This is a genomic window from Vreelandella glaciei (genome assembly GCF_013415125.1).
Lineage (GTDB): Bacteria > Pseudomonadota > Gammaproteobacteria > Pseudomonadales > Halomonadaceae > Vreelandella > Vreelandella glaciei.
This window is the reverse complement of record NZ_JACCDE010000017.1, coordinates 52380-76154: the sequence shown is the minus strand read 5'-3', so window position 1 is coordinate 76154 and position 23775 is coordinate 52380. Positions and strand designations below refer to the sequence as shown.

The 23775-nt window shown below is 53.9% G+C and carries 25 protein-coding genes; 8 read left to right on the top strand and 17 right to left on the bottom strand.

All coding sequences use genetic code 11. The features are described from left to right. Window positions 1–5 precede the first annotated feature (5 nt). The 17 genes from atpD to argC form a co-directional block, all read right to left on the bottom strand. A complete protein-coding gene (gene atpD / locus HZS80_RS12720; RefSeq protein WP_035556311.1) occupies window positions 6–1385 on the bottom strand; it encodes a F0F1 ATP synthase subunit beta in 1380 nt (459 codons plus the stop codon). A 74-nt stretch (window positions 1386–1459) separates the two neighbouring features. Then, window positions 1460–2347, bottom strand: coding sequence for a F0F1 ATP synthase subunit gamma (gene atpG, locus HZS80_RS12715; RefSeq protein ID WP_009286339.1), 888 nt, complete (start codon window positions 2345–2347; stop codon window positions 1460–1462). 65 nt (window positions 2348–2412) lie between these two features. Continuing rightward, the gene (gene atpA, locus HZS80_RS12710; RefSeq protein WP_035556314.1) at window positions 2413–3957 is read right to left on the bottom strand and encodes a F0F1 ATP synthase subunit alpha; all 1545 of its coding nucleotides are present in this window, start codon (window positions 3955–3957) and stop codon (window positions 2413–2415) included. Between the two features lie 16 nt (window positions 3958–3973). Beyond that, window positions 3974–4510 carry a F0F1 ATP synthase subunit delta gene (locus tag HZS80_RS12705; RefSeq protein WP_179916287.1) on the bottom strand — a complete coding sequence of 179 codons (537 nt, stop codon included), beginning with the start codon at window positions 4508–4510 and terminating at the stop codon, window positions 3974–3976. Window positions 4511–4521: 11 nt separating this feature from the next. Further along, window positions 4522–4992, bottom strand: coding sequence for a F0F1 ATP synthase subunit B (locus HZS80_RS12700; protein ID WP_035556318.1), 471 nt, complete (start codon window positions 4990–4992; stop codon window positions 4522–4524). A gap of 76 nt (window positions 4993–5068) precedes the next feature. Then, window positions 5069–5296: a F0F1 ATP synthase subunit C gene (atpE, locus tag HZS80_RS12695; protein WP_022521051.1), complete on the bottom strand. Its 228-nt coding sequence runs from the start codon at window positions 5294–5296 to the stop codon at window positions 5069–5071. Between the two features lie 75 nt (window positions 5297–5371). Then, the gene (atpB, locus tag HZS80_RS12690) at window positions 5372–6199 is read right to left on the bottom strand and encodes a F0F1 ATP synthase subunit A (RefSeq protein ID WP_035556320.1); all 828 of its coding nucleotides are present in this window, start codon (window positions 6197–6199) and stop codon (window positions 5372–5374) included. Window positions 6200–6232: 33 nt separating this feature from the next. Beyond that, window positions 6233–6625 (bottom strand): ATP synthase subunit I, encoded by a 393-nt coding sequence (locus HZS80_RS12685; RefSeq protein ID WP_035556323.1) that lies wholly within the window; start codon window positions 6623–6625, stop codon window positions 6233–6235. Window positions 6626–6830: 205 nt separating this feature from the next. Then, window positions 6831–7760, bottom strand: a complete 930-nt coding sequence (locus HZS80_RS12680) for a ParB/RepB/Spo0J family partition protein (RefSeq protein ID WP_035556326.1) — start codon at window positions 7758–7760, stop codon at window positions 6831–6833. A gap of 15 nt (window positions 7761–7775) precedes the next feature. After that, entirely contained in the window at window positions 7776–8543 is a 768-nt protein-coding gene (locus HZS80_RS12675; RefSeq protein WP_035556329.1) for a ParA family protein, read from the bottom strand. Window positions 8544–8591: 48 nt separating this feature from the next. Next, window positions 8592–9251 carry a 16S rRNA (guanine(527)-N(7))-methyltransferase RsmG gene (rsmG, locus tag HZS80_RS12670; RefSeq protein ID WP_035556332.1) on the bottom strand — a complete coding sequence of 220 codons (660 nt, stop codon included), beginning with the start codon at window positions 9249–9251 and terminating at the stop codon, window positions 8592–8594. Further along, window positions 9248–11152, bottom strand: a complete 1905-nt coding sequence (mnmG, locus tag HZS80_RS12665; protein WP_035556333.1) for a tRNA uridine-5-carboxymethylaminomethyl(34) synthesis enzyme MnmG — start codon at window positions 11150–11152, stop codon at window positions 9248–9250. Before mnmG ends, rsmG begins: the two co-directional genes overlap by 4 nt. A 594-nt stretch (window positions 11153–11746) precedes the next feature. Continuing rightward, complete coding sequence (locus HZS80_RS12660) at window positions 11747–12505, bottom strand: amino acid ABC transporter ATP-binding protein (protein ID WP_035556479.1); 759 nt, start codon at window positions 12503–12505, stop codon at window positions 11747–11749. A 23-nt stretch (window positions 12506–12528) separates the two neighbouring features. Then, window positions 12529–13200, bottom strand: a complete 672-nt coding sequence (locus HZS80_RS12655) for an amino acid ABC transporter permease (RefSeq protein ID WP_035582387.1) — start codon at window positions 13198–13200, stop codon at window positions 12529–12531. 116 nt (window positions 13201–13316) lie between these two features. Next, window positions 13317–14093 (bottom strand): transporter substrate-binding domain-containing protein, encoded by a 777-nt coding sequence (locus HZS80_RS12650; RefSeq protein ID WP_035556337.1) that lies wholly within the window; start codon window positions 14091–14093, stop codon window positions 13317–13319. 148 nt (window positions 14094–14241) lie between these two features. Continuing rightward, window positions 14242–14595, bottom strand: coding sequence for an iron-sulfur cluster insertion protein ErpA (erpA, locus tag HZS80_RS12645; RefSeq protein ID WP_008959085.1), 354 nt, complete (start codon window positions 14593–14595; stop codon window positions 14242–14244). 217 nt (window positions 14596–14812) lie between these two features. Next, a complete protein-coding gene (gene argC, locus HZS80_RS12640; RefSeq protein WP_179916285.1) occupies window positions 14813–15847 on the bottom strand; it encodes an N-acetyl-gamma-glutamyl-phosphate reductase in 1035 nt (344 codons plus the stop codon). 134 nt (window positions 15848–15981) lie between these two features. On the opposite strand from argC, the gene HZS80_RS12635 reads away from it, so the two are divergent. The 8 genes from HZS80_RS12635 to HZS80_RS12600 all read left to right on the top strand — a co-directional run bounded on the left by HZS80_RS12635 (window position 15982) and on the right by HZS80_RS12600 (window position 23727). Beyond that, on the top strand, window positions 15982–17802 hold the full coding sequence (locus HZS80_RS12635) for a chloride channel protein (RefSeq protein WP_179916284.1): 1821 nt from the start codon (window positions 15982–15984) through the stop codon (window positions 17800–17802). A 9-nt stretch (window positions 17803–17811) separates the two neighbouring features. Then, entirely contained in the window at window positions 17812–18243 is a 432-nt protein-coding gene (gene hemJ / locus HZS80_RS12630) for a protoporphyrinogen oxidase HemJ (protein ID WP_035556346.1), read from the top strand. Continuing rightward, window positions 18243–19052, top strand: coding sequence for a bifunctional hydroxymethylpyrimidine kinase/phosphomethylpyrimidine kinase (gene thiD / locus HZS80_RS12625; protein ID WP_035556349.1), 810 nt, complete (start codon window positions 18243–18245; stop codon window positions 19050–19052). Before hemJ ends, thiD begins: the two co-directional genes overlap by 1 nt. 36 nt (window positions 19053–19088) lie before the next feature. Further along, window positions 19089–20369 (top strand): glutamate-1-semialdehyde 2,1-aminomutase, encoded by a 1281-nt coding sequence (gene hemL, locus HZS80_RS12620; RefSeq protein WP_035556353.1) that lies wholly within the window; start codon window positions 19089–19091, stop codon window positions 20367–20369. Between the two features lie 171 nt (window positions 20370–20540). Continuing rightward, window positions 20541–20810: a hypothetical protein gene (locus tag HZS80_RS12615; protein ID WP_246362002.1), complete on the top strand. Its 270-nt coding sequence runs from the start codon at window positions 20541–20543 to the stop codon at window positions 20808–20810. Between the two features lie 413 nt (window positions 20811–21223). Continuing rightward, window positions 21224–21832 (top strand): RdgB/HAM1 family non-canonical purine NTP pyrophosphatase, encoded by a 609-nt coding sequence (gene rdgB / locus HZS80_RS12610; protein ID WP_035556355.1) that lies wholly within the window; start codon window positions 21224–21226, stop codon window positions 21830–21832. After that, on the top strand, window positions 21825–23009 hold the full coding sequence (gene hemW, locus HZS80_RS12605; RefSeq protein ID WP_035556358.1) for a radical SAM family heme chaperone HemW: 1185 nt from the start codon (window positions 21825–21827) through the stop codon (window positions 23007–23009). The genes rdgB and hemW overlap by 8 nt, the downstream gene beginning before the upstream one ends. A 43-nt stretch (window positions 23010–23052) precedes the next feature. Continuing rightward, the gene (locus tag HZS80_RS12600) at window positions 23053–23727 is read left to right on the top strand and encodes a YiaD family glycine zipper/OmpA-like lipoprotein (RefSeq protein WP_035556360.1); all 675 of its coding nucleotides are present in this window, start codon (window positions 23053–23055) and stop codon (window positions 23725–23727) included. Window positions 23728–23775: the final 48 nt, after the last annotated feature.

Here is a 23775-nt window from a genome sequence, read left to right as displayed (position 1 = left end):
CGGGATTACTTCTTCATCTGGTTGGCTTTCTCGACGGCTTCGTCGATGGAGCCGACCATATAGAAGGCCTGTTCCGGCATATCGTCGTATTCGCCAGCAAGAATGCCCTGGAAGCCACTGATGGTGTCTTTCAGTGAGACATACTTACCTGGTGAACCGGTAAATACTTCGGCCACGAAGAACGGCTGCGACAAGAAGCGCTGGATTTTACGCGCCCGGGAAACGGCCAGCTTGTCTTCATCAGACAGCTCGTCCATACCCAGAATGGCGATAATATCCTTAAGCTCTTTGTAGCGCTGAAGAACGTTCTGCACACCGCGAGCGGTAGCATAGTGCTCTTCACCGACGACCAGCGGATCCAACTGACGTGAGGTGGAGTCAAGCGGGTCGATCGCCGGGTAGATACCCAGCTCGGCGATAGAACGCGCCAATACCACGGTAGCGTCCAGGTGCGAGAAGGTGGTCGCCGGCGACGGATCGGTCAAGTCATCCGCGGGCACGTATACGGCCTGTACGGAAGTGATTGAACCGGTTTTCGTCGAGGTAATACGCTCCTGCAGAACGCCCATCTCTTCAGCCAGCGTCGGCTGATAACCTACCGCTGACGGCATACGGCCAAGCAGTGCCGATACTTCGGTACCTGCCAAGGTGTAACGATAGATGTTATCGACGAACAGCAGAACATCGCGGCCTTCATCACGGAATTTCTCAGCGATGGTCAGGCCAGTCAGCGCAACGCGCAGACGGTTACCCGGAGGCTCGTTCATCTGACCGTAAACCAGCGATACCTTATCGATAACGTTGGATTCAGTCATTTCGTGATAGAAGTCGTTACCCTCACGCGTACGCTCACCAACACCGGCGAATACAGAGTAGCCGCTGTGCTCGGTAGCGATGTTGCGGATAAGCTCCATCATGTTAACGGTTTTACCCACACCGGCGCCGCCGAACAGGCCAACTTTACCACCCTTGGCAAACGGGCAGACCAAGTCGATAACCTTGATGCCAGTTTCCAGCAGCTCGTTAGAGGCTGCTTGGTCGGCATAGCTCGGTGCTTTACGGTGAATCGGCATACGCTCTTGCTCGCCGATTGGTCCTGCTTCGTCGATCGGCTCGCCGAGTACGTTCATAATACGGCCCAGCGTTTCCTTACCTACCGGTACGGAAATAGCAGCACCTGTGCTGGTCGTTTCCATGCCACGCTTCAAGCCCTCGGTGGAGCCCATGGCGATGGTGCGCACCACGCCGTCGCCCAGCTGCTGCTGGACTTCGAGGATGGTCTCAACATCGGAGACCTTCAGCGCGTCGTAGACCTTGGGCACAGAGTCCCGCGGAAACTCTACGTCAATCACCGCGCCGATGATTTGTACGATACGTCCGCTCATCTTGGTTCCTCTCTAAAACCTGCAAATGAAACCTGTCTGCCGGGAGCCGCTGAAAAGAGTCGGCTCCCTAGGCGTTATACGGCAGCAGCGCCGCCGACGATCTCAGAAATTTCCTGGGTGATGGCGGCCTGACGGGCCTTGTTGTAGACCATCTCCAGATCGTCGATCAGGCCGCCTGCGTTGTCAGTGGCACTTTTCATAGCGATCATTCGAGCAGCTTGTTCACAAGCGCCGTTTTCCACTACCGCCTGATACACCTGCGATTCGATGAAACGAACCAACAGGCTATCGAGCAACGCCTTGGCATCCGGTTCATACAGGTAGTCCCAGCTTCCGGGACGGGCGTTTTCGTCGTCTTGCTCAGCGTCTGCGCCCATATCAGGCGACAGGGGAAGAAGCTGACGAACCACTGGCTTTTGCGTCATGGTGTTCACAAACTCGTTGTGCACCACGTACAGCCGGTCGAGACGTCCTTCATCGTACGCTTCGAGCATGACCTTAATACTGCCAATCAAACCTTCAACGGTCGGGGCTTCGCCTAAACCGCTCTTCGCCGCCACCAAATTGCCACCGTAGTTGCGGAAAAAGGTACTGGCCTTAGCGCCTAGAGCACAGAAATCCTGCTCTGCGCCCTGCTTTTTCCACTCGCTGGCCTGTTTGAGTAAGGCTTTGAAGAGGTTGTGGTTCAAGCCACCGCACAGACCACGGTCTGTAGAGACCACAATGTAACCAACGCGCTTAACCTCGCTACGCTCGACCATATAGTCGTGCCTGTACTCGGGGTTCGCGTCGGCAATGTGGCCGACCACATTGCGGATCTGCTTAGCGTAAGGCTGACTGGCTCTCATCAGATCTTGCGCTTTACGCATTTTCGATGCAGCCACCATTTCCATGGCGCTGGTGATCTTCTGCGTATTTTTAATGCTCCCGATCTGGGTGCGTATCTCTTTTGCAGCTGCCATAGCGATCTACCCTTCGTTCGTGGCTCTCAGAAAGCATGCAAACCCGCCCGCAGGCGGGCCAGACATTACCAGCTCTGAGTCGCCTTGAACTTCTCGAGACCCGACTTCAAGCTGTCTTGAATCTCACCGTTGTAGTCGCCGCTCTGGTTGATCTTATCGAGCAAATCGCCGTGTTCAGACTTCATGTAGTCGTGCAGAGCACGTTCAAAGTCCAACACTTTGTTTACTTCGACATCATCCAGATAACCTTCGTTGGCGGCATACAGCGAGAGCGCCATTTCAGCAACCGACATTGGCGAGTACTGGTTCTGCTTCATCAGTTCGGTAACACGTTGACCGTGTTCGAGCTGCTTACGCGTGGCTTCATCAAGATCAGACGCAAACTGCGAGAAGGCCGCCAGTTCACGGTACTGAGCCAGTGCCAGACGTACACTACCGCCGAGCTTTTTGATGATTTTGGTCTGCGCCGAACCACCCACACGAGAAACCGAGAGACCTGCGTTAATCGCCGGACGAATACCGGAGTTAAACAGGTTGGTTTCCAGGAAGATCTGACCATCGGTGATCGAGATCACGTTGGTCGGAACGAACGCAGAAACATCGCCACCCTGGGTTTCGATGATCGGCAGCGCGGTTAAGGAACCGGTCTTGCCTTTCACTTCACCGTTGGTGAACTTCTCAACGTAGTCGACGTTAACGCGCGCAGCACGCTCAAGAAGACGTGAGTGGAGATAGAAAACGTCACCAGGATAAGCTTCACGGCCCGGCGGACGACGCAGCAGCAGCGATACCTGACGGTACGCAACGGCCTGCTTGGAAAGGTCGTCATACACGATGAGGGAGTTTTCGCCGCGGTCGCGGAAGTACTCGCCCATGGTGCAGCCAGAGTAAGGTGCCAGGAACTGCATCGGTGCCGGGTCGGCAGCGCCAGCAGCCACGACAATGGTGTGTTCCATCGCGCCGTGCTGTTCGAGTTTGCGCACCACGTTGGCAATGGTCGACTGCTTCTGACCAATGGCAACGTAGACACAGGTCACGCCCTTGCCTTTCTGGTTGATGATCGCATCGATGGCAATGGCGGACTTACCAATCTGACGGTCACCGATGATCAGCTCCCGCTGACCACGGCCGATCGGCACCATGGCGTCGATAGACTTAAGACCGGTTTGAATCGGCTCATCGACGGACTGACGGGTGATAACGCCCGGCGCCACTTTCTCAACGGCGTCTGTCATGGTCGTGTTGATGTCGCCTTTACCATCAATGGGGTTACCCAGCGCATCGACCACGCGACCAATCAGCTCAGGGCCCACCGGCACTTCGAGGATACGACCGGTACACTTGGCGGTCATGCCCTCTTCGAGCTGCAGGTAGTCACCCAGCACTACGGCACCCACGGAGTCACGCTCCAGATTGAGTACCATGCCAAAGATGCTGTTGGGGAATTCGATCATTTCACCAAACATCGCGTCTTCGAGGCCGTGAATTTTCACGATACCGTCGGAAACGGTGACGATGGTGCCCTGATTATGGGCTTCGGATGCGACGTCAAGCTTTTCAATTCGCTGCTTGATGATGTCGCTGATCTCGGAAGGATTCAGTTGCTGCATGCCATGTCCCTCAGACTCAAGCGGTTAGCGCGTCAAAAAGGCGGTTCAATCGACCACGTACGGAGCCGTCAATAACGGTATCACCAGCACGCAGGATGACACCGCCAATAAGCGACTTGTCCACCTGAGTAGTAATAGAGATTTCGCGATTCAGACGTTTCTTAAGCGCGTTCGCTAGCTTCGTTTCTTGCTGACTATCGAGCTCGTAAGCAGAGGTGACGTTCACTTCAATCCGCTGCTCGTGTTCAGCACGCAGGTGCTCAAACTGATCAGCAATGGATGCCAACGCCATCAGGCGGCCCTGGTCAGCCAAAACAGTCAAAAATCGCTGTAAAGCCTCATCCTGTTGCTCAGGAATAAGCTCGACAAGCAGCGACACTTTTTGTTCGCTGTCTAATTTGGGACTGCTTAGCCGATGGCGCACGACGTCATCTGCTACCGCAACACTTAAAAAACTCAGCGCTTGTGACCAGCTATCAAGCGCCTCATGATCACGCGCGTATTCAAACGCTGCCTTAGCGTAAGGACGAGCGACGGTCAGTAATTCCGCCATGGTTCACCTCCTTACAGTTCAGCAGCAAGCTCATCGAGTAACTTGCGATGGGCTTGTTCGTCGACCGACGCTTCAAGAACACGCTCGGCACCCATAACGGCGAGATAAGAGACCTGGGCACGAAGCTCATCCTTAGCGCGATTCACTTCTTGCTCAATCTCGGAACGTGCACTCGCTACTAGGCGTTCGCCTTCGGCGCGGGCCTGTTCGCGGGCTTCTTCAACTATCTGGGCAGAGCGTTTGTTGGCCTGCTCAAGAATTTGCGAAGCTTGCTCCTTGCTTTCGCGCAGCGTCTGTTCTGCCCGTTCTTGAGCAAGCTCAAGATCACGGTTAGCACGGCTGGCTGCATCCAAGCCATCAGCAATTTTCTTTTGACGCTCATGAAGCGCGTTGCTGATCGGAGGCCACACATACTTTATGCAAAACCAGACAAAGATCGCGAAGGCGATCGTCTGCCCGATTAGCGTCATGTTGATATTCACAGGAATGTACCTCTGACAAGTTCGTGGCGACCGGAGTGAAACAAAACCGAGCGTTTAACGCTCGGCTCAGCAGTCATTAACCGGCAACAACAAAGATCAGGTACATTGCGATACCAACACCGATCATCGGAACCGCATCCAACAGACCTGCCATAAGGAAGGTTTTGGTTTGCAGTTGGTCGCCTAGCTCCGGCTGACGCGCTGTAGATTCCAACAGCTTGCCACCCAAAATAGCGAAGCCAATGCCGGTACCTAGCGCGCCAAGACCGATCATGATGGAAGCGGCAATGTAGATAAGTTCCATGGTAATGCTCCTAGTTTTTCAAGTTAAAGTCTAAGGTTGAGGGTTAAGGGTATTGTCTTACAAACAGTGTTTACTTCAGTGATGTTCGTGCGCTGCGCTCAGGTAAACAACGGACAGCACGGTAAAGATAAATGCCTGTAACGTAACGATTAATATATGGAAAATGGCCCAAGGCACATCCAGCACCCAGATTGCCCAGAAAGGCAACATTGCGATTAAAATAAAGATGACTTCGCCGGCGAACATGTTACCAAATAGACGCATTGCCAAACTGAATGGCTTAACCAACAAAGCGACGATTTCCAATACAAGGTTGAAGGGAATCAATGCCCAATGATTGAAAGGCGTGAAAGACAACTCTTTGGCAAAACCGCCTACACCTTTAACCTTAAAGCTGTAGTAGAGAATCAGGCAGAAAACGCCCAACGCCATACCCAGGGTAGCATTGACGTCCGTAGTAGGGACGATTTTCATGTAATCCACGCCGAGCTTGGCAAATAAGACCGGGAAGAAATCCACCGGAATTATTTTTAGCGAGTTCATCAGGAATATCCACACGAACAGCGTTAATGCCAATGGGGCAATAATCGGGTTACGTCCTTTGAACGTTCCTTGAATCATGTTCTCGATAAATTCAAACACCATTTCTACTGCGTTTTGCAGACCGCCGGGGACACCGGTGGTGGCCATTTTTCCCGCTTTGCGGAAAATCCAGATAAACAGCAGCCCCATGGCAATCGACCAGCCCATGGTATCCAGGTGGATGGCCCAAAAGCCCATTTCACTTGCTTCTTCTGCCGAATGCGCCAGCGACCAACCGTTTTCAGGGTGATTGCCAAAGGTCAAATTCTGCAAGTGGTGCTGGATATAGTAAGTCGTTGAGACTTCGTTTCCTGCGGCCATGGATGTGTCACCTCAATTTAATTGTGCAATTTTCTAAGCATTGGCGTTTTTTGGCATTAACCAAGGCGTAAGCCAATGCGTTAGAACAACCGCAACATAAGCATAAAAAAAGAAAGTAGGGTTTGACGGGGGCGCTATCACGAACACTGCAATAAACAGTGCCACCGTCAAACCAAACTTGCCAGCCTCGGCACGAAACAGGCGCATCGCAGCCTTTGAAGGGCTAGTCCCGCGCAAAACCCCCATTCGCTTGATAAAAAAGGCATGCGGTAATAAGGCTACCAGCGCCCCTTTAAACACCGATGACACACCTTCTAAATCGGCGACTAGATAGGCAGCTAGCATACCAACGAAGGTGATCATCAGTTGCGCGATCGTGAGTCGAACGACATAGGCTTTTCGACGCTGGGTTTCGTATCGCTGCATACCGGCCCAGCCTCACTGATAAAAACCAATACCTCGACAAGCTAATAGCTAGACAAACCAAGGCAACCTGCACAAATCTTGCGCGATTATAGGGAAGCGCTATCACACCTTCAACCGAAGTCGCACCGATTTTGCCCGCTTAAGGGCTGATTTGCGACCAAAGGGGGAAAACGTGTGCGCTTCTTACGGGATATTGAATAGCCTGCTATTTAATATGATTTAAGATACCGTCTAATTCTTCGAGGCTGGTATAGCGTATCGTTAACTTACCTTTGCCTTTTTGGCCATGATCAATGGAAACTGGCGCGCCAAGCAGTTCGCCAAGGTGGGTTTCAAGCTTGGCCACATCGGGCTGTTTGCTTTGCCGGCTAGACGTTTTGATTGGCGTTTGGCTGGTTTGGACTTTTTTCACCAGCGCTTCGGTGGCCCTCACCGTCATATCGTTATTGACCACCTCATGAGCCACCTGCCGCTGCTGGGTACTGTTCAGCGTCAGCAACGCTCTTGCATGTCCCATATCCAGGTCACCCCGTTCGAGCAGGGTTTGCACTTCCGGATCTAGCGCCAGCAGACGCAACAGATTGGCCACCTGGGTGCGTGATTTCCCCACCGCGTCGGCAATCTGCTGCTGGGTAAGCTCAAACTCTTCCCCCAGTCGCTTGAGCGCCATGGCTTCTTCGATGGCGTTGAGGTTTTCACGCTGAATGTTTTCAATCAGCGCCAGCGCCAGGGCAACTTCATCGCTGACTTCCCGGATGACTGCCGGAATGACGTCCAGCTCGGCAAGTTGGGCTGCCCGCCAGCGGCGCTCACCGGCAATAATTTCGTAGCGATCCACGCCGATGGGGCGCACAACAATGGGCTGCATCACGCCCTGGGCGCGAATGGAGTCCGCCAGCTCTTCTAACGCTTCGGGCTGAATATCCCGGCGCGGCTGATATTTACCCCGCGTTAATTGCCCTAACGGCAAGCGCTCAAGACGATCCTCGGCAACGTCGCTGGCCACAGCGCTGCGCGCGGCGTCAGAAAGCTCCAACGGGGTGCCGCTACCGGCAAGTTCTAAGCTGTCACGGCGACGGGCACCGGCACCAATCAGGGCATCCAGGCCACGTCCCAGCGCGGGTTTACGCGTCATTCGCTTTTCCTCATTTTATAACGCTAGGCGACGAATCATCTCTTTCGCCAGCACGCGGTAGGCCTGGCTGCCCCGGGAGAACCGTGCATATTGCGTAACGGGCAGCCCATGGCTTGGTGCTTCGGCAACTTTCACGTTACGCGGGATAGTCGTTTTCAATAGCATATCGCCAAAATAGTCACGCAACTGCTTATCCACTTCCCGCGTTAGGCTGGTGCGCTTGTCGTACATGGTGCGCAAAATGCCCGCAATGGCCAGATCTGGATTCACATTTTGCTTAATCTGCTCAACGGTATCGAGCAGGGCTGACAGCCCCTCCAGGGCGTAAAATTCGCACTGAAGAGGGATCAGCACGCTATCGGAAGCCGTTAATGCATTCACGGTTAGCATGTTCAAAGAGGGCGGGCAGTCGATCAGCACTACGTCATAGGCATCCGAGACCGAAGCCAGTGCGTTGGTTAAGCAGCTCTCGCTTTTATCGCGATCCAGCAGCTCGACTTCGGCGGCGGTGAGATCACCGTTACCCGGCAGTACGTCGTACTTGACCGCCAGCTTTTTGACAATCGTTTCAGCAGCCGTTGCTTCGCCCAGTAGAACGTCAAGAACGCTCTTATCGAGCTCGTATTTATCGATGCCACTGCCCATGCTGGCATGGCCTTGGGGGTCAAGATCCACCAGCAGTACGCGACGGTCGAGCGCAGCGAGACTGGCCGCCAGGTTAACGGCCGAGGTGGTCTTGCCCACGCCGCCTTTTTGGTTGGTCAGGGCAATGATCTGGCTCACTTGCTCAACTCCTTCTGGGGGTCAGAATCAACGTTCAGCTTTAAATATTCAGCTCTCAAAATTCAAGATCAGCAACTGCCGCTGGGCTGCTTCAAAGGGTACTTCTAACAAATGACGCTGGTGTAAACGTATACCGGCGGGCAGGTCGCGCAGTTCATCATCCGCCCCAGGGCCTTTCATGGCTAACCACTGGCCGTCGGCGCTGGGTAGCTGGCGGGTCAAGGTGACAAAATCGACCAAGCTGGCAAATGCCCGGGAAATCACCTGATCAAAAGCGGCGGCTTCAAACTGTTCCACCCGCGCCTGTACGGGTGTTACGTTTTCAAGCCCTAGCTCCATTACCGCCTGTCGCTGAAAGCGCACCTTTTTGCCATTGCTATCCAGCAGTGTCACATCAAGCTGGGGGGCTAATATCGCTAATACGATGCCAGGAAGTCCAGGGCCCGCGCCCACGTCCAGTAGCCGCGGCCCCTGCACATAGGGCAACACAGCGGCGCTATCCAACACGTGGCGCGACACCATGTCATCCACCTCGCGTACCGCTGTGAGGTTATAAGCCCGGTTCCACTTGTGCAACAGTGCCAATAAGCCTAACAGCTGTTCGCGTTGATGTTCGTCAACGGCGATGCCTAACTGGCTAAGCCCTTGATCAAGCCGTAGTGCAACGCTTGCAGGTAGCGTCTTCAACAGTGGGTTCAACGAACTCATCCGTTAACTACCTCAGCCGCTGCCACCAATCGGCGCTTTTTCAGATGCACCAGCAAAATAGAGACGGCCGCCGGGGTGACGCCTGAAATCCGCGCCGCATGGGCAAGCGTTTCTGGCCGCGCTTCAGCCAGTTTTTGGCGAATTTCGTTAGACAAGCCTTCCACTTTCAAATAATCCAGTTCCGCAGGCAGTGGCGTGGCTTCGTGGCGCTTGAGCTTATCGATCTCATGCTGCTGGCGATCAATATAGCCTTGATACTTAGCCTGAATTTGTACCTGCTCGGCGACTGCCGGGTCAGTGACCAGGGTGCCCTCGATACCGGGCAGATTGGCCAAATCGCTGTAATTTAATTCAGGGCGTTTAAGCAGATCACTCAGGCAATACTCGCGAGTGAGCGGTGCGCCGGTTTTTTCGGCCACTTGTTCAGCCGCTGGACTTCCCGGTTGTATCCACAGGGTGGTTAACCGCGCGCGCTCTTGTTCGATAGCCTCACGTTTCTGGCTAAACGCTGACCAGCGCGTGTCGTCGACAAGCCCCAATTTTCGGCCCGCTTCAGTTAAACGCAGATCCGCGTTGTCTTCGCGTAGCAGCAGGCGGTACTCCGCCCGGGAGGTAAACATCCGGTAGGGCTCTTTGGTGCCCATGGTGATTAGATCATCGACCAGCACACCGAGATAGGCTTCATCGCGGCGGGGATACCAGGCATCCAGCTCTTGAGCGCGACGGGCGGCATTCAGGCCTGCGAGCAAACCTTGAGCACCGGCTTCTTCGTAACCGGTAGTGCCGTTAATCTGGCCGGCAAAAAACAGGTTGTGGATAAATTTTGTTTCCAGCGAGTGTTTTAAATCCCGCGGATCAAAAAAGTCGTACTCAATGGCGTAGCCAGGCCGGGTGATATGGGCGTTTTCCAGGCCTTTGATAGAACGCACGACTTGAATCTGAACGTCAAACGGCAGCGAGGTCGAGATGCCGTTGGGGTAGAGCTCATGGGTATCCAAACCTTCGGGCTCGATAAACACCTGATGGCTCGATTTATCGGCAAAGCGATGAACCTTGTCTTCAATCGATGGGCAGTAACGCGGCCCGATGCCTTCGATCACACCGGAATACATCGGCGAGCGATCAAGGTTGGCCAGAATCAGATCGTGAGTCTGCTGATTGGTGTGAGCAATATGGCAACTCACCTGCTGAGGATGCATTTCCCGTGATCCCAGGTAGGACATAACCGGCGTTGGGCTATCGCCGGGCTGCTCTTCCAACTGGGAAAAATCCACGCTTTTGGCATCAATACGCGGCGGTGTGCCGGTTTTTAGGCGATCAACGCGAAACGGCAGCGCGCGCAGACGTTCGGCCAACGCGTTGGAGGGCGGATCGCCTGCTCGGCCACCTTTGCTTTGATCCAAACCAATGTGAATCACGCCACCCAAAAATGTCCCGGTACACAGCACGACGCTGTCGGCATGAAAGCGGATGCCGGTTTCCGTGACGACGCCTCGTACGGTGTCGTTATCCACAATCAGATCGCCTGCGGCTTGCTGGAAGATCGTTAAGTTGGGCTGGTTTTCCAGCATTCCGCGGATCGCTGCCTTGTAACGGATGCGGTCAGCCTGGGCACGAGTGGCCCGAACGGCGGGCCCTTTGCTGGCATTGAGCACGCGAAACTGGATGCCACCCAAGTCCGTGGCAAGCCCCATGGCGCCGCCCAGTGCATCAATTTCCTTGACCAAGTGACTTTTGCCGATGCCACCGATGGCGGGATTACACGACATTTGGCCCAGAGTTTCGATGTTATGGGTGAGCAGCAGGGTCTGACAGCCCATGCGAGCAGAGGCCAGTGCGGCTTCAGTTCCCGCATGGCCACCGCCGATGACAATCACGTCAAAGCGGTCGGGGTAATTCAAGAGACACCTCGTCTTGTGCCTATCGGCACGGATGATGTGGCCAGTGCAGTCGATTCTAGACGCAGCCACCTTAGATCAATGAGGCGGCAAGTATAAACCCCCTGTGGGTAACCGTCAGGTTTTTCCACACCCCAAATTGTTAAACAGTCTCTATTAATAACAACATAAATATAAAATAAGAGAAGTTCTGTAAATGTTGTAATTACTAGTGTGGACAATTTCTGTGTGTAAGCGATTTATTCTTAATAATTTCATGCGCTTATATTGTTGACTTCTACATGTTTGAAGGCGGGAGTTCCTGGGCAGAAAGGGTGTTAAGCCTGTGGATGGAATAGTGCTTTATCCACAGCTGTAATTAGCCACGGCTTATCCACCGTCCAGTACCTGGGTTGTTACCGCACCTGTGAACAATCAACGATTGGTGTGGAGCTAACGCTAAGCGATGTACATGGTGGGCCTTACGGAGATAAAACCGATCAATGTAAAAAAAGTTTATCCACAGGCAAAAAAATGGCCTGTCGTGTCGACAGGCCAGTAAAAAAGCGTTATTCAGCGTGAATTGGCGGTTATTTTAACGCGTAGAAGGGGCTCAATTTAATGTTTGAGCACGCGAGCAAGGAAGGATTGAGTACGTTCGTGTTGAGGAGAATCGAACAGTTTTTCAGGGTGGCCCTGCTCGGTAATCTCGCCTTTATGGATAAAAATCACCCGGTCGGCGACCTCGCGGGCAAAGCCCATTTCATGGGTAACAATCACCATGGTCATGCCCTCTTTGGCCAGCTCGCGCATGGCATCCAGCACTTCACCGATCATTTCCGGATCCAGCGCCGATGTGGGCTCGTCAAACAGCATCAGGCGGGGTTCCATCGCCAAGGCACGAGCCAGTGCCACACGTTGCTGTTGACCGCCTGAGAGCTGGCTGGGGTACTTGTCAGCCTGATCAGCGATACCTACCCGGTCAAGCAAGCGTTTGGCGTTGCTGACCGCGTCGTCACGGCTTAAACCGCGCACTTTCATTGGCGCCAGGGTGACGTTATCGATCACGCTGAGATGAGGAAAGAGATTAAATTGCTGAAAGACCATGCCCACTTCGGTACGGATGGTTTGCAGCGCTTGGGTACTCTTCCCATGGGGCAATAGTTCGTTGCTGTCGACCACCAGGCTGCCCGATTGGAACTCTTCCAAACCGTTAATACAGCGAATTAGCGTGGATTTGCCAGAGCCACTGGCACCGATGATCACGACGACTTCACCAGGCACAATCGTTAGGTCAATATCGTTAAGTACGTGCAGGCTGCCAAAGTGTTTATTAAGCTGCTGCATACGCACAATGGGTTGCGTTGTGTTGCTCATTGTCTCGCTCATTGCGCGTGTCCTTATTGTCCTGCCAGGCCCCTGATCTCAAGCTGGCGGAGGATGATTGATAGGGTCCAGGTGATTGCCAGGTACATCAGGGCGACCATGAAGTAGACCTCAAGCGCCGTAAAGGTGGTGGCGATATAGATCTGCCCCTGACGCACTAGCTCACCGACGCCTATCACTGAAAACAGTGAGGTGTCTTTGATGCTGATGATGCCCTGGTTACCGAGGGGAGGAATCATGCGCCGAAACGCCTGGGGCCAGATAACGTAGCGAAATGCTTGAGTGCGGGAGAGCCCTAGGGAGAGTGATGCTTCACCCTGGCCGCGTTCAATTGATTGCACACCGCCACGCACAATTTCTGAAATGTAAGCACCGGAATTAACCGCGATCGCAGCAATACCGGCGACCAGCGCGTTAATTGGGCTGCCTAATAGTTGCGGCAAGCCGTAAAAAATAAACAGTACTTGTACCAGGATAGGCGTGCCGCGAAATACTTCGACGTAAACGATGGCTGGCCAGCGTAGCCAACGCAGGCGGCTAATACGTAATAGGCCAAAGAATATTCCGATAAAGAATCCGATGGCGAGACCGCCAAACGAGATAAGCAGCGTCCAGGGAATACCCGGCAGCAGGTAAGGGATAGACCCAAACGCTGCCGACCAATCAAACTGAAAATTGACGTCCACGCGTAGACTCCTGAAACAAAAGCAGATGACAAAAAACACATGAGAAATGCAGCAGGGCCGGGGGTTGTGGCCACCCGGCCCTGTAACAGCGTTACGCTAATAGAGAGCTTTTATACTCACTCTTCGCTAGGCGCTTCACCAAACCACTTGGTGTAGATCTCATCGTAGGTGCCATCTTCGCGCATGGCGGCCAACGCTTCGTTAGTCGGCTCTACCCACTCACTGCCTTTGTGGAACACGATGCCGTACTGCTGACCTTCATACAGAGGGCCAACAACCTTGGTACGGCCTTCACCGCGAGTTTGCGAGAAGTAAGAGACGTTAGGGGCATCATAGAGCACGGCGTCGACGTTGCGGCCTAGCAGCGCCATGTACATGTCGGCAGTCCCTGGGAAGGGGGTGATTTCAGCATCTTCGCCGAGTTCTTGCTGAAGGTAGTCATAACTGGTGGAACCAATTTTGGTACCGACGGCGAGGTCTTGGAGGTCTTCTAGTGTCTCGACGCTGTCGTTATCGGCGCGGACAATGATGCGTAAACCTGAATCGTAGTAGGGGTCGGAGAAGTCAACGACTTCAGAGCGCTCGTCAGTGATGGTGGTACCGGCGATGGCGATCTCTTGACTACCCGTTTGCACGGCGGGAATGATGCCGGAGAATTCCATGGTCGTCAGGTTGACTTCAAAGCCTGCACGTTCGGCGACTTCGTTGATGATATCCATATCGAAGCCGACCATTTCGCCGGTCTCTTGATCCATCATTTCAAATGGCACAAAGCTTGGGTCAGTGGCCACGTTCACCGATGGCGTTTGAGCCATGGCGGCAGTGGCGCTGCCCAATCCCAGTGCGAGTGCAAGCGTTGTTTTGGTCAGGCTGAGTGGTAGTGCAACTTTCATAAGTTTCCCCGTGCTTTATGTGGCTAGTAGCGGGTTTCCGAGCAAGGTATGGCGCTCGAATACCCTTTTTAGCCGTTATTGACCTATCAACCTTGGCGAGAAACCGTCAGGGCGTCAAGTCACGGGGAGCGTCGTGGGCCAACGCTGTTTAGACCATAAAGGAAGCGCCGCAGCCGCAGGTGGTGGTGGCATTGGGGTTTTGAACGCGAAAACGCGCGCCCGCTAAGCCTTCTTCGTAGTCGACCGTGGAGCCCACCAGATACTGGTAAGAGAGGGGGTCGACGACCAGTGCGGCCTCACCGAACTCAATCACAGTGTCATCGTCGGCGACATTGTCAGCAAAGTCGAAGCCGTACTGAAAACCCGAACAGCCGCCACCGGTCACGTAGACCCGCAGTTTGAGTGATGGGTTATTTTCTTCTGCAATCAGTGCGTTAATACGTTTTCGTGCACTATCAGAGAGCAGTAGTGGGGTCGGAACAAAGGCTTCTGCACCGCTCATGGGTACCTCCCGCGAGCTTAAAGAACGAATAAATCGGCATTGGGGGGTGATTATGGGTAATTCCCAGCAAATTGGTCAACTATTGTGTTGGTATATCAAGCAGAGGGCAGCTCGCCGAGGAGGCGCTGTGAATCCTTCCATGGACGCTACATTTGCCTTCCTTGGCAAATGACCTCCTCTCTGAGCTGCCCTCTGCATGCTGGTTTTGGTGAGGTGTTTAAGGCATCAGCGCGGGGGCAGTAAGTCCGGTGTTCTCGTCAAAGCCGAACATCAGGTTGAGGTTTTGGATCGCTTGGCCCGAGGCGCCTTTGACCAAATTATCAATCACCGATAGCACCACGACCGTATTGCCATTGCTGGGGCGATGGACCGCTAGGCGGCAGGTATTGATGCCTTTGACGCTGCGCGTCTCTGGGTGACTGCCAGCAGGCATCACATCGACAAAGGGTTCGTTAGCGTAGCGCTGCTCAAATAGAGCCTGCAGATCGCCGGGCTCAGTGGTGAGCTGGCCGTAAAGGGTGGCGTGAATGCCGCGGATCATCGGCGTTAAGTGGGGCACAAAGGTTAAACCCACCGTGGACTGCTGGATATCCCTAAGTCCTTGGCTAATTTCCGGCAGGTGGCGGTGGCCCGAGGCGCCATAGGCTTTCATCGACTCGCTGGCTTCAGCGAGCAGTGAACCTACTTTAGCGCCACGACCTGCGCCGGTAACGCCGGATTTGCAGTCGGCAATCAGTTGACCTGGGTCGATCAAACCCGCTTCCAGAAGCGGCAGGTAGCCCAATTGAACGGCAGTGGGGTAGCAGCCGGGTACGGCGATTAAACGTGCTTCTTTGATTTTCTCACGGTGCATTTCCGGCAGCCCGTAGACCGCCTCTTGCAACAGTTCCGGGGCGCCGTGGGCCTGGTCGTACCAACGGCTCCACTCGTCGGCATCGCGCAGCCGGAAGTCGGCCGATAGATCGATCACCCGAGTGCCGTTTTCGAGTAGCTCACCCGCCAGGGCGTGAGCAACGCCGTGAGGTGTGGCAAAAAATACCGCATCCATGGCGCCCAGCTGTTTGGCGTCCGGCTCGCTAAACGCCAGCGTGTCGTAATGGCCGCGCAGGTTGGGGTACATATCGCACACCTTGACGCCGGTTTCCGAGCGCGAGGTAATCATGGCTACGTTGACGTGGGGGTGCTGGGCGAGTAGCCGCAGTAGTTCAACGCCGGTGTAACCGGTACCGCCAACAATGCCGACCTTAATCACAAATCACTCCTTACGGATGCCGCTGAGTAGAAAACCAAATTCGCTATTAGCTTAAGCATAGGACACCAAGCTGTTTAAGCGTATCCAGCTATGATACACAAGAGTGTAAAGATACAAGAGCAAGGAAGGTCGCTGTGGCGCGTTTTTCCCGATCGGATTTTACCTTAGAGAGTTTTCGTCGCCAGTTGGCCAACGTCGACGCCCTTCCGCAACTCTGTTTGCTGGGCCTTGTCTCGGGGGTTATTACCGGCGCTGTGATGGTGGCGTTTCGACTGCTATTGGAAGCGGGCGCCGCGCTTTACATGACCGATGGCGATCCAGAAGCGTTTGAAAGCATGGCACCCTGGCTACGTGCGCTGCTACCCATGCTGGCGGTTACCCTTGTGGGTGTGCTGCTGTACCGGCAAAAACCGGCAGCGCGCAAGCTGGGCGTTGGCCACGTGATTGAGCGGCTTACCTATCATCAAGGCCGTTTTCCGTTACGCAACTGGCTCAATCAGTGGTGGGTGGGCGTTGTCGTGGTGCTAGGTGGTTTGTCTGCGGGTCGTGAGGGCCCGGCTATTCACTTGGGGGCAGCGGCGGCTAGCGGGCTTGGTCAGCAGATACGTTTGCCTAATAATAGCCTTAGAGTACTCGTGGCGTGCGGCACCGCAGCTGCTATTTCCGCCTCTTTTAACACCCCTATCGCGGGTGTCATCTTTGCCATGGAAGTGGTGATGATGGAGTACACTTTAATGAGCTTTATGCCCGTGATTTTGGCCTCTACCATGGGCGCGCTGGTGGCGCAGTTGGCGTATGGCAACGAACCCGCTTTCCGTATCCCCGAGATAGCACTGGGCTCACTGATCAACTTGCCGTGGATTGTGGTTACCGGACTGGTGATTGGTCTGCTAGCCGGGCTGTTTATTCATATTTCACGCAGTCAGCGGATTATGCAGTGGCCGCTTTGGTTGCGTCTTGGCTTGGTAGGGGTGGCAACTGGCGCGGTGGCCTGGTGGTTCCCCCAGGTTCAGGGCATCGGCTATGACAGCGTGGCGGCGGCGCTCAATAACCAGCTGGAAATTAAAGTGCTGCTGGCGCTAATGATCGTCAAACTGCTGCTTACGGCGCTAACCGTCGCTGGCGGTGTTCCCATCGGTATTATCGGCCCGGTGTTGGTCATAGGCGCTGCCACAGGCGCGCTGTTTGGTTTACTGGGGGGCTGGCTTTGGTCCGATAAAGCCGCGGATCCTGGCATTTACGCGATGCTAGGTATGGCTGCAATGATGGGGGCGGTGTTACAAGCGCCCTTGGCTGCGCTAATGGCGCTTTTGGAGTTAACCCACACGCCGAGTATTATGCTTCCCGGCATGTTGGCGGTGGTAGTGGCGTGTTTAACCTCGCGTCAATTGACTGGCTGTGAAGGCTTTTTTATCAGCACGGTGCGCTACGGGCTGCACCCGCTTCAGCAACCGTTGATGCAAGCACTCTCACGGGTTTCGGTGCCTGCGGTGATGGAGCGTCAACTGGTGCGCACCGATCGCATGATCACGCCTGATCAAGCGCGACTTTTATTAGAAACCAACCCGGTGTGGTTAGTTATTGAGCGCTCAACAGAGGAAAAACCAGTGCTGGCGCTAAAAGCAGCTGAATTGGCACGCTGGCTACTTGAACACGATGAGGCGCTGCAGGGTGAAGAGCCGCCTGCGGATGAGTTGATTGATCTACTCGAAATCCCTGGGCAGCGTTTGGAGCTGGCGCCGATTGGTTTACAGGCGACGCTTTCTGAAGCGTTTCTAAAACTGCAGGATAATGCCCTAGGGGCGCTCTACGTTGTGCACGGCTATCGGCCAAAGCAGCGGCGTATTTCAGGTATTATCACCCGTGGCGCCATCGAGCGTTATTATCACTACACTGACCCACGCGGCGCCGATGACCTTGGCACTGATAAACGCGAGAAGGATTCATCACTTTAAGGAGCGACAATGTACCTATGGGTGAAGGCTATTCACTTAATGGCCGTAGTGACGTGGTTCGCTGCGCTGTTCTATTTACCCCGCCTGTATGTGTATCACGCCACTGCGCGGGATAATGGCGACGAACTGGCTATCAGTTATTTCAAAACCATGGAGCGTAAGCTCTACCGTGGCATCATGACACCCTCGATGATTGCGGTGCTCATTTTTGGTGGCTGGATGCTCTACCTGGTGCCCGAATGGTTTAGCCAGGGCTGGATGCACGCCAAGCTGGCGCTAGTGGTTCTGCTTATTGCCTATCATCACGTTTGTTTGATCTATTTAAAGCAGTTTGCCCAGGATCGTTGTACCAAAGGACATGTGTTTTTCCGCTGGTTTAACGAAGCACCGGTGATTGCGCTGGTGGCGATTATTATTCTCGCCGTTGTGAAGCCCTTTTGATGCGTCAACCACTTCCTCCCGTGGTGTTGGTACTCGCCGGGCATGATCCGACTGGTGGGGCAGGGTTAATCGCTGATAGCGAATCTATTGCTGCCTGTGGCGGTTGGGCGGTAACGATCCCCACTGCGCTGACGGTACAAAATTGTCATAATGTGACACGCGTGATCCCTGCTGATCCGACCGCGATGCGCCAAATGGCCGAGGCAATTAGTGAGATGCAGGTCGCGGCGATTAAGCTTGGCCTACTCGCCGACGAAGACACCCTGCGCGCCGCAGAGCAAATTATTCGCCGTTTTCCAGGCATTCCCGTGGTGGCCGATCCGGTCTTTAAAGCCGGTGGCGGAACTGAGTTATCCACACCTGCTTTGCGTCAATTGTTTATTGATCGCTTGCTACCGCTTGTGGATATCTTAACGCCGAATCGCGCTGAGTTGGCCCAGCTTACGCCCGACATCATCACCCCTTTCGATGATACGGCCCGCGCGGTGGCACTGATGTCACAGGGGTGCCAAGCCATCCTGGTCACGGCTACGGATGAACCGTTGCCCGGCAATGACCAGCAGGTAGTGCACACACTGCACTCGCCCGATACCACTCGCCAGTGGCAGTGGCCGCGTTTGCCCGAACTCTTCCATGGCTCTGGCTGCACGCTGGCATCGGCCATTGCCGCACGTATTGCTGTTGGTGAGCGCTTACCAACTGCTTGTGAGCAGGCCCAGCGCTTTACCTGGCAAAGTTTGTCTCAAGGCTTTCAACCGCCCAGCGGCCAATGTTTGCCGCATCGTTTTTCACGGGCTGTCCGTTTTTGATCCTATCTTCTGTACGCCATTGACCGAGAGGATGCCATGACTACATCAGCTGAACTGTTTGAACTTGCCAGTCGTCATATACCGGGCGGCGTAAACTCACCCGTTCGGGCGTTTAAAGGGTTACACCGCCCGCCAGTCTTCATGGAGCGTGCTCAAGGTGCCTTTCTGTTTGACGTTGAAGGCAATCGCTACGTGGACTATGTCGGCTCCTGGGGACCCATGATCACTGGGCATGCCGACCAAGACGTATTGGCTGCCGTGCGAGCGCGATTAGACAACGGTCTGTCCTTTGGTACCCCGACCGCCGTCGAAACCACCATGGCGGATTTGATCTGCGAAATGATTCCCTCCATGGATATGGTGCGCATGACCAGCTCGGGCACCGAAGCGACTATGTCGGCGATACGCCTGGCGCGAGGTACCACCGGCCGCGATAAGATCGTTAAGTTTGAAGGTAATTACCACGGCCATTCTGATTCGTTGCTGGTTAAAGCGGGCTCAGGTGCGCTTACCCACGGCGAACCCAGCTCGCCGGGCGTGCCTGCGTCGCTGGCTGAACACACCATTACGCTCTCGTTTAACGACCCTGAAGGGGTTGAGGCGTGTTTCAATGAAATCGGTGATCAGATTGCCTGCATTATCGTTGAACCCGTTGCTGGCAATATGAATTGCATTCCGCCGCAACCGGGCTTTTTGGAAACCCTGCGCCGGGTATGTAACGAGTACGGTAGCGTGCTGATTTTTGACGAAGTGATGACCGGTTTTCGAGTGGCATTGGGCGGTGCCCAAGCCCACTACGGTATAGTGCCCGATCTAACCTGCTTGGGAAAAATTGTCGGTGGTGGCATGCCGGTGGGCGCCTTTGGTGGCAAGCGCGAGATAATGCAAAACATTTCCCCTCTGGGGCCGATTTACCAAGCGGGCACGTTGTCGGGTAACCCGCTGGCCATGGCCGCAGGCGTTGCACTACTTACCAAGCTACAGGTACCAGGCTTTCACAATGCGCTTACCCAGCGGGTTAACACGCTTTGCACTGGCCTTCAGGAGCGTGCCAATGCCGCACGGGTGCCGATGATGACGCAGTCGGCGGGCGGTATGTTTGGGCTCTTCTTTACCTCTCAAAGTCGTGTCGATAACTTTGCCCAAGCCACCGCCTGTAACCCGGATGCCTTCCGCCGTTTCTTTGGCGCGATGCTTGATCACGGTGTTTATTTGGCGCCTTCTGCTTACGAAGCAGGCTTTATGTCCAGCGCACACACACCGGAAGACATCCAGTTCACCCTGGATGCAGCAGAGAAAGCCTTTGCCGTTATGTAACGGCAAGTAACTAAAAGCCCGCTATACTGCAATAGCCGCTCAAGGTGAGCGGCTATTGCTTAGATGAGAGTTACACTCATGATACGACCAGCGGCTTGGCGATACGTGACCTGCGCGGCGGGGCTGCTAGCCTGCTTCCCGCTCGCTGCACAGACGCCTCAGGAGCAAAACATGACCCAGATCCATATCACCATGAGCGGTTCGCCGGGCGCAGAGTTTTCCGCCCATTGGCGGATTACCCACGAAGGCGAAACCACCGAGCACGTTGAAGAGAGCGGGACAGTACCTGCTGAGTACACCTTTACGGGTACAGAATTGGAAGGCACAGTAAAGCTGTTAAGTGATGATGAACGGCTAGAGGTAGATATTCAAAAAGGCAGCAATCGGTCGCGTTCGTCTACTCATGGGGCGGGAGGTACCTTGACGCTCATGATTAGTTAATAATCGACACAGGGGCTGTGCTAGCTTAATTGGGCACCCGGTATGTTTATTCAAGTATTCAGCGAACAGCTGAGCTTGGGGACTTTTATCGGTAACGATATAGACCTAGCCAGTAGACTTTTCCTGCGACATTGGGTCGCCCTCATGGAAAGAAAGAGTGAGCAGGTAACCCCTGAAGTGTTGCTTATAAGATAAGTTTCGTAAAGTTTTGTTATTAGATAAGAGGTAAAAATAAATTGAATAACCACCTATGTTTTTAGAATTTTGGTGAAATATATATTTATCAGGATCTTAATTACAGACATATAATTTTCAACGTGGCTTCATTTCAGATACGTTGAGCAATATTTTGCTGGCTTTTGATACGTTCAATGAGCGCGTAAACTGGTGCTCTACTGTTTGGAGTGCGTGTCATGGCATCAGTTAATACACTTGTCCTAGCCAGCGGTAATGCTGGAAAGTTACGAGAATTCAATCAATTACTATCTCCGCTAGGCTTCGATGTGCGTCCTCAGGCAGACTTTGGTGTTACTGAGGTTGAAGAAACAGGGTTAACATTCGTTGAAAATGCGTTATTAAAGGCTCGAGAAGCGAGTCTTATTAGTGGATTACCTGCATTAGCAGACGATTCAGGGCTTGAGGTAGACGCCCTACAAGGCGCACCGGGTATTTACTCGGCCCGTTACGGTGGTGAACCAAAGAGCGATGAGAAAAATAATGAAACGTTGTTAGCCGCACTCAGCGATTGTGCAGAAGGACAGCGTAGTGGCCGTTACTGGTGTGTACTTGTTTATTTACGTCACCCGAAAGACCCAGTGCCGGTGATTGTGCAACGCAGTTGGGAAGGCGAGATTCTTGCCCATCCACGGGGGAAAGAGGGGTTCGGCTATGATCCGCTTTTCTGGCTACCCGACCAGGGTATGAGCGTTGCCGAGTTGCCGAGTGAAAGTAAAAATCGCCTTAGTCACCGTGGGCGCGCGCTGCAAGGCTTGGTGGAGTTACTGCAGGTGGCGCATGGTTGATACGTTGCCGCCGCTATCTCTATATATCCATACCCCCTGGTGTGTCCGTAAATGCCCGTATTGTGATTTCAACTCCCATGAGCCGGGTACACACGGTTTTACGCCTCGCGATTTGCCTGAAGCCGCTTATCTCGACGCATTGTTACAAGACCTGGATAGCGATCTCGCCTTAGCGGCTGGGCGAGAAATACAGACAATCTTTATCGGTGGCGGGACACCCAGCCTGCTGTCGCCTTGGTTTTATGACCGTTTATTGAGCGAGATTGAAGTCCGTTTGCCGTTTGCTGATGGCATCGAGATTACCTTGGAGGCAAATCCCGGCACCACGGAACAGGCGCGATTTATCGGTTATCGAAAGGCAGGCATTAATCGTTTATCGCTAGGTATTCAAAGCTTTCAGCCCGATCAACTGCATGCGCTGGGGCGAATTCATAGCGGTGACGAAGCGGTCACTGCGGTTACGCAGGCTCGCCAGGCGGGTTTTACAAATATTAACATTGATCTTATGCATGGCTTGCCTGGTCAGACGCCTCAACTGGCGATGGATGATATTGCCCAAGCGCTGTCGTTAGCGCCGGAGCATCTCTCCTGGTACCAGCTTACCCTTGAGCCGAATACGGCCTTTCACTCCCATCCACCGACGTTGCCTGAGGAAGAAGCACTCTGGGATATCCAGGACAGCGGTCATCAGCTTTTGGAGCAGGCCGGGTTTAAGCGCTACGAAATTTCGGCCTATGCAACCGATGGTCGTCAGAGTCTGCATAACCTTAATTACTGGCAGTTTGGCGACTACCTTGGGATTGGTGCCGGGGCCCATGGCAAGCTAAGCCATATTGATCCAGACGGTGAGTGGCGTATTGAGCGGCGTTGGAAAACCCGCCAGCCGGATGCTTATTTAAAGCGCATGGATGACCTGCGTGGCTTTATAGCGGGTAAGCAGGTTATATCAGCGGACGAGCTACCTTTGGAGTTTGCCATGAATGCTCTACGGCTCACTGATGGGGTGTCGCTCGAGGCATGGAAGGCCAATACTGGGCTCTCTTCTGATATGTTACTTACGCGTTTACAAACCGCCGAGAAAAAAGGACTTTTGATGCAAATGCCTGAAAAACTGCGTGCATCGCCTCAAGGTCTATTATTCTTGAACGAGTTGCTGGCTTTAATTAATGAAGATTGACCAGTGAATAAAAGATGTCCTGAACATAAACAAGGAGTGAGTGATGCGTATTTCTCGACTACTGACACCGCTGGCAGCCGCTATTTTATTAGCAGGTTGCGCCACATCGGATCCTTACGGTGGCCAAACGCAGCGCTCTAGCACCGCGATGGGCTCTGGTATTGGTGCCGCTGTGGGTGCCGCTGCCGGTGCGCTGTCTGGCGACGGTAGTACTAGCCGCCGTGATCGTGCACTGATTGGTGCGGCCGTAGGTGCGGCAGCCGGTGCTGGCATTGGTGTCTATATGGATCGCCAAGAGCAGCAACTGCGTGAAAACTTGCAAGGATCGCGCATTGAGATTGATCGCCGTGGCGACGATATCGTGCTCAATATGCCTAGCGGTGTCACCTTTGGTTTTGACTCAGCTGAACTGACCAGCGAAGCGCGCGGCTCTCTTAATGAAGTCGCTAATGTTCTCACTCAGTACCAAGACACCCGCGTTAGTATCGCCGGCCACACCGATAGCACCGGCGATGCTAGCTACAATCAGCGTCTCTCCGAGCGTCGCGCTCAAGCCGTATCGAGCTACCTCACCCAGAATGGCGTTTCGTCCACGCGTCTTAATACCTCGGGCTATGGTGCTACTCAGCCAGTGGCCAGTAATGACAATGAGCAGGGTCGTGCCCAGAACCGTCGCGTTGAAATTACCCTAACCCCTACCGGTAATGGTCAAGGTTGATACGTTCTTGAATTAACCTGGCTGTTGCCGACTAAAGCCCGCTATGCT

Coding starts and splice junctions, on each gene's coding strand:
- atpD (WP_035556311.1), bottom strand. CDS start 1,385: ATGAGCGGACGTATCGTACAAATCATCGGCGCGGTGATTGACGTAGAG.
- atpG (WP_009286339.1), bottom strand. CDS start 2,347: ATGGCAGCTGCAAAAGAGATACGCACCCAGATCGGGAGCATTAAAAAT.
- atpA (WP_035556314.1), bottom strand. CDS start 3,957: ATGCAGCAACTGAATCCTTCCGAGATCAGCGACATCATCAAGCAGCGA.
- HZS80_RS12705 (WP_179916287.1), bottom strand. CDS start 4,510: ATGGCGGAATTACTGACCGTCGCTCGTCCTTACGCTAAGGCAGCGTTT.
- atpE (WP_022521051.1), bottom strand. CDS start 5,296: ATGGAACTTATCTACATTGCCGCTTCCATCATGATCGGTCTTGGCGCG.
- atpB (WP_035556320.1), bottom strand. CDS start 6,199: ATGGCCGCAGGAAACGAAGTCTCAACGACTTACTATATCCAGCACCAC.
- HZS80_RS12685 (WP_035556323.1), bottom strand. CDS start 6,625: ATGCAGCGATACGAAACCCAGCGTCGAAAAGCCTATGTCGTTCGACTC.
- HZS80_RS12680 (WP_035556326.1), bottom strand. CDS start 7,760: ATGACGCGTAAACCCGCGCTGGGACGTGGCCTGGATGCCCTGATTGGT.
- rsmG (WP_035556332.1), bottom strand. CDS start 9,251: ATGAGTTCGTTGAACCCACTGTTGAAGACGCTACCTGCAAGCGTTGCA.
- HZS80_RS12660 (WP_035556479.1), bottom strand. CDS start 12,505: ATGAGCAACACAACGCAACCCATTGTGCGTATGCAGCAGCTTAATAAA.
- HZS80_RS12650 (WP_035556337.1), bottom strand. CDS start 14,093: ATGAAAGTTGCACTACCACTCAGCCTGACCAAAACAACGCTTGCACTC.
- erpA (WP_008959085.1), bottom strand. CDS start 14,595: ATGAGCGGTGCAGAAGCCTTTGTTCCGACCCCACTACTGCTCTCTGAT.
- hemJ (WP_035556346.1), top strand. CDS start 17,812: ATGTACCTATGGGTGAAGGCTATTCACTTAATGGCCGTAGTGACGTGG.
- thiD (WP_035556349.1), top strand. CDS start 18,243: ATGCGTCAACCACTTCCTCCCGTGGTGTTGGTACTCGCCGGGCATGAT.
- hemL (WP_035556353.1), top strand. CDS start 19,089: ATGACTACATCAGCTGAACTGTTTGAACTTGCCAGTCGTCATATACCG.
- HZS80_RS12615 (WP_246362002.1), top strand. CDS start 20,541: ATGACCCAGATCCATATCACCATGAGCGGTTCGCCGGGCGCAGAGTTT.
- rdgB (WP_035556355.1), top strand. CDS start 21,224: ATGGCATCAGTTAATACACTTGTCCTAGCCAGCGGTAATGCTGGAAAG.
- hemW (WP_035556358.1), top strand. CDS start 21,825: ATGGTTGATACGTTGCCGCCGCTATCTCTATATATCCATACCCCCTGG.
- HZS80_RS12600 (WP_035556360.1), top strand. CDS start 23,053: ATGCGTATTTCTCGACTACTGACACCGCTGGCAGCCGCTATTTTATTA.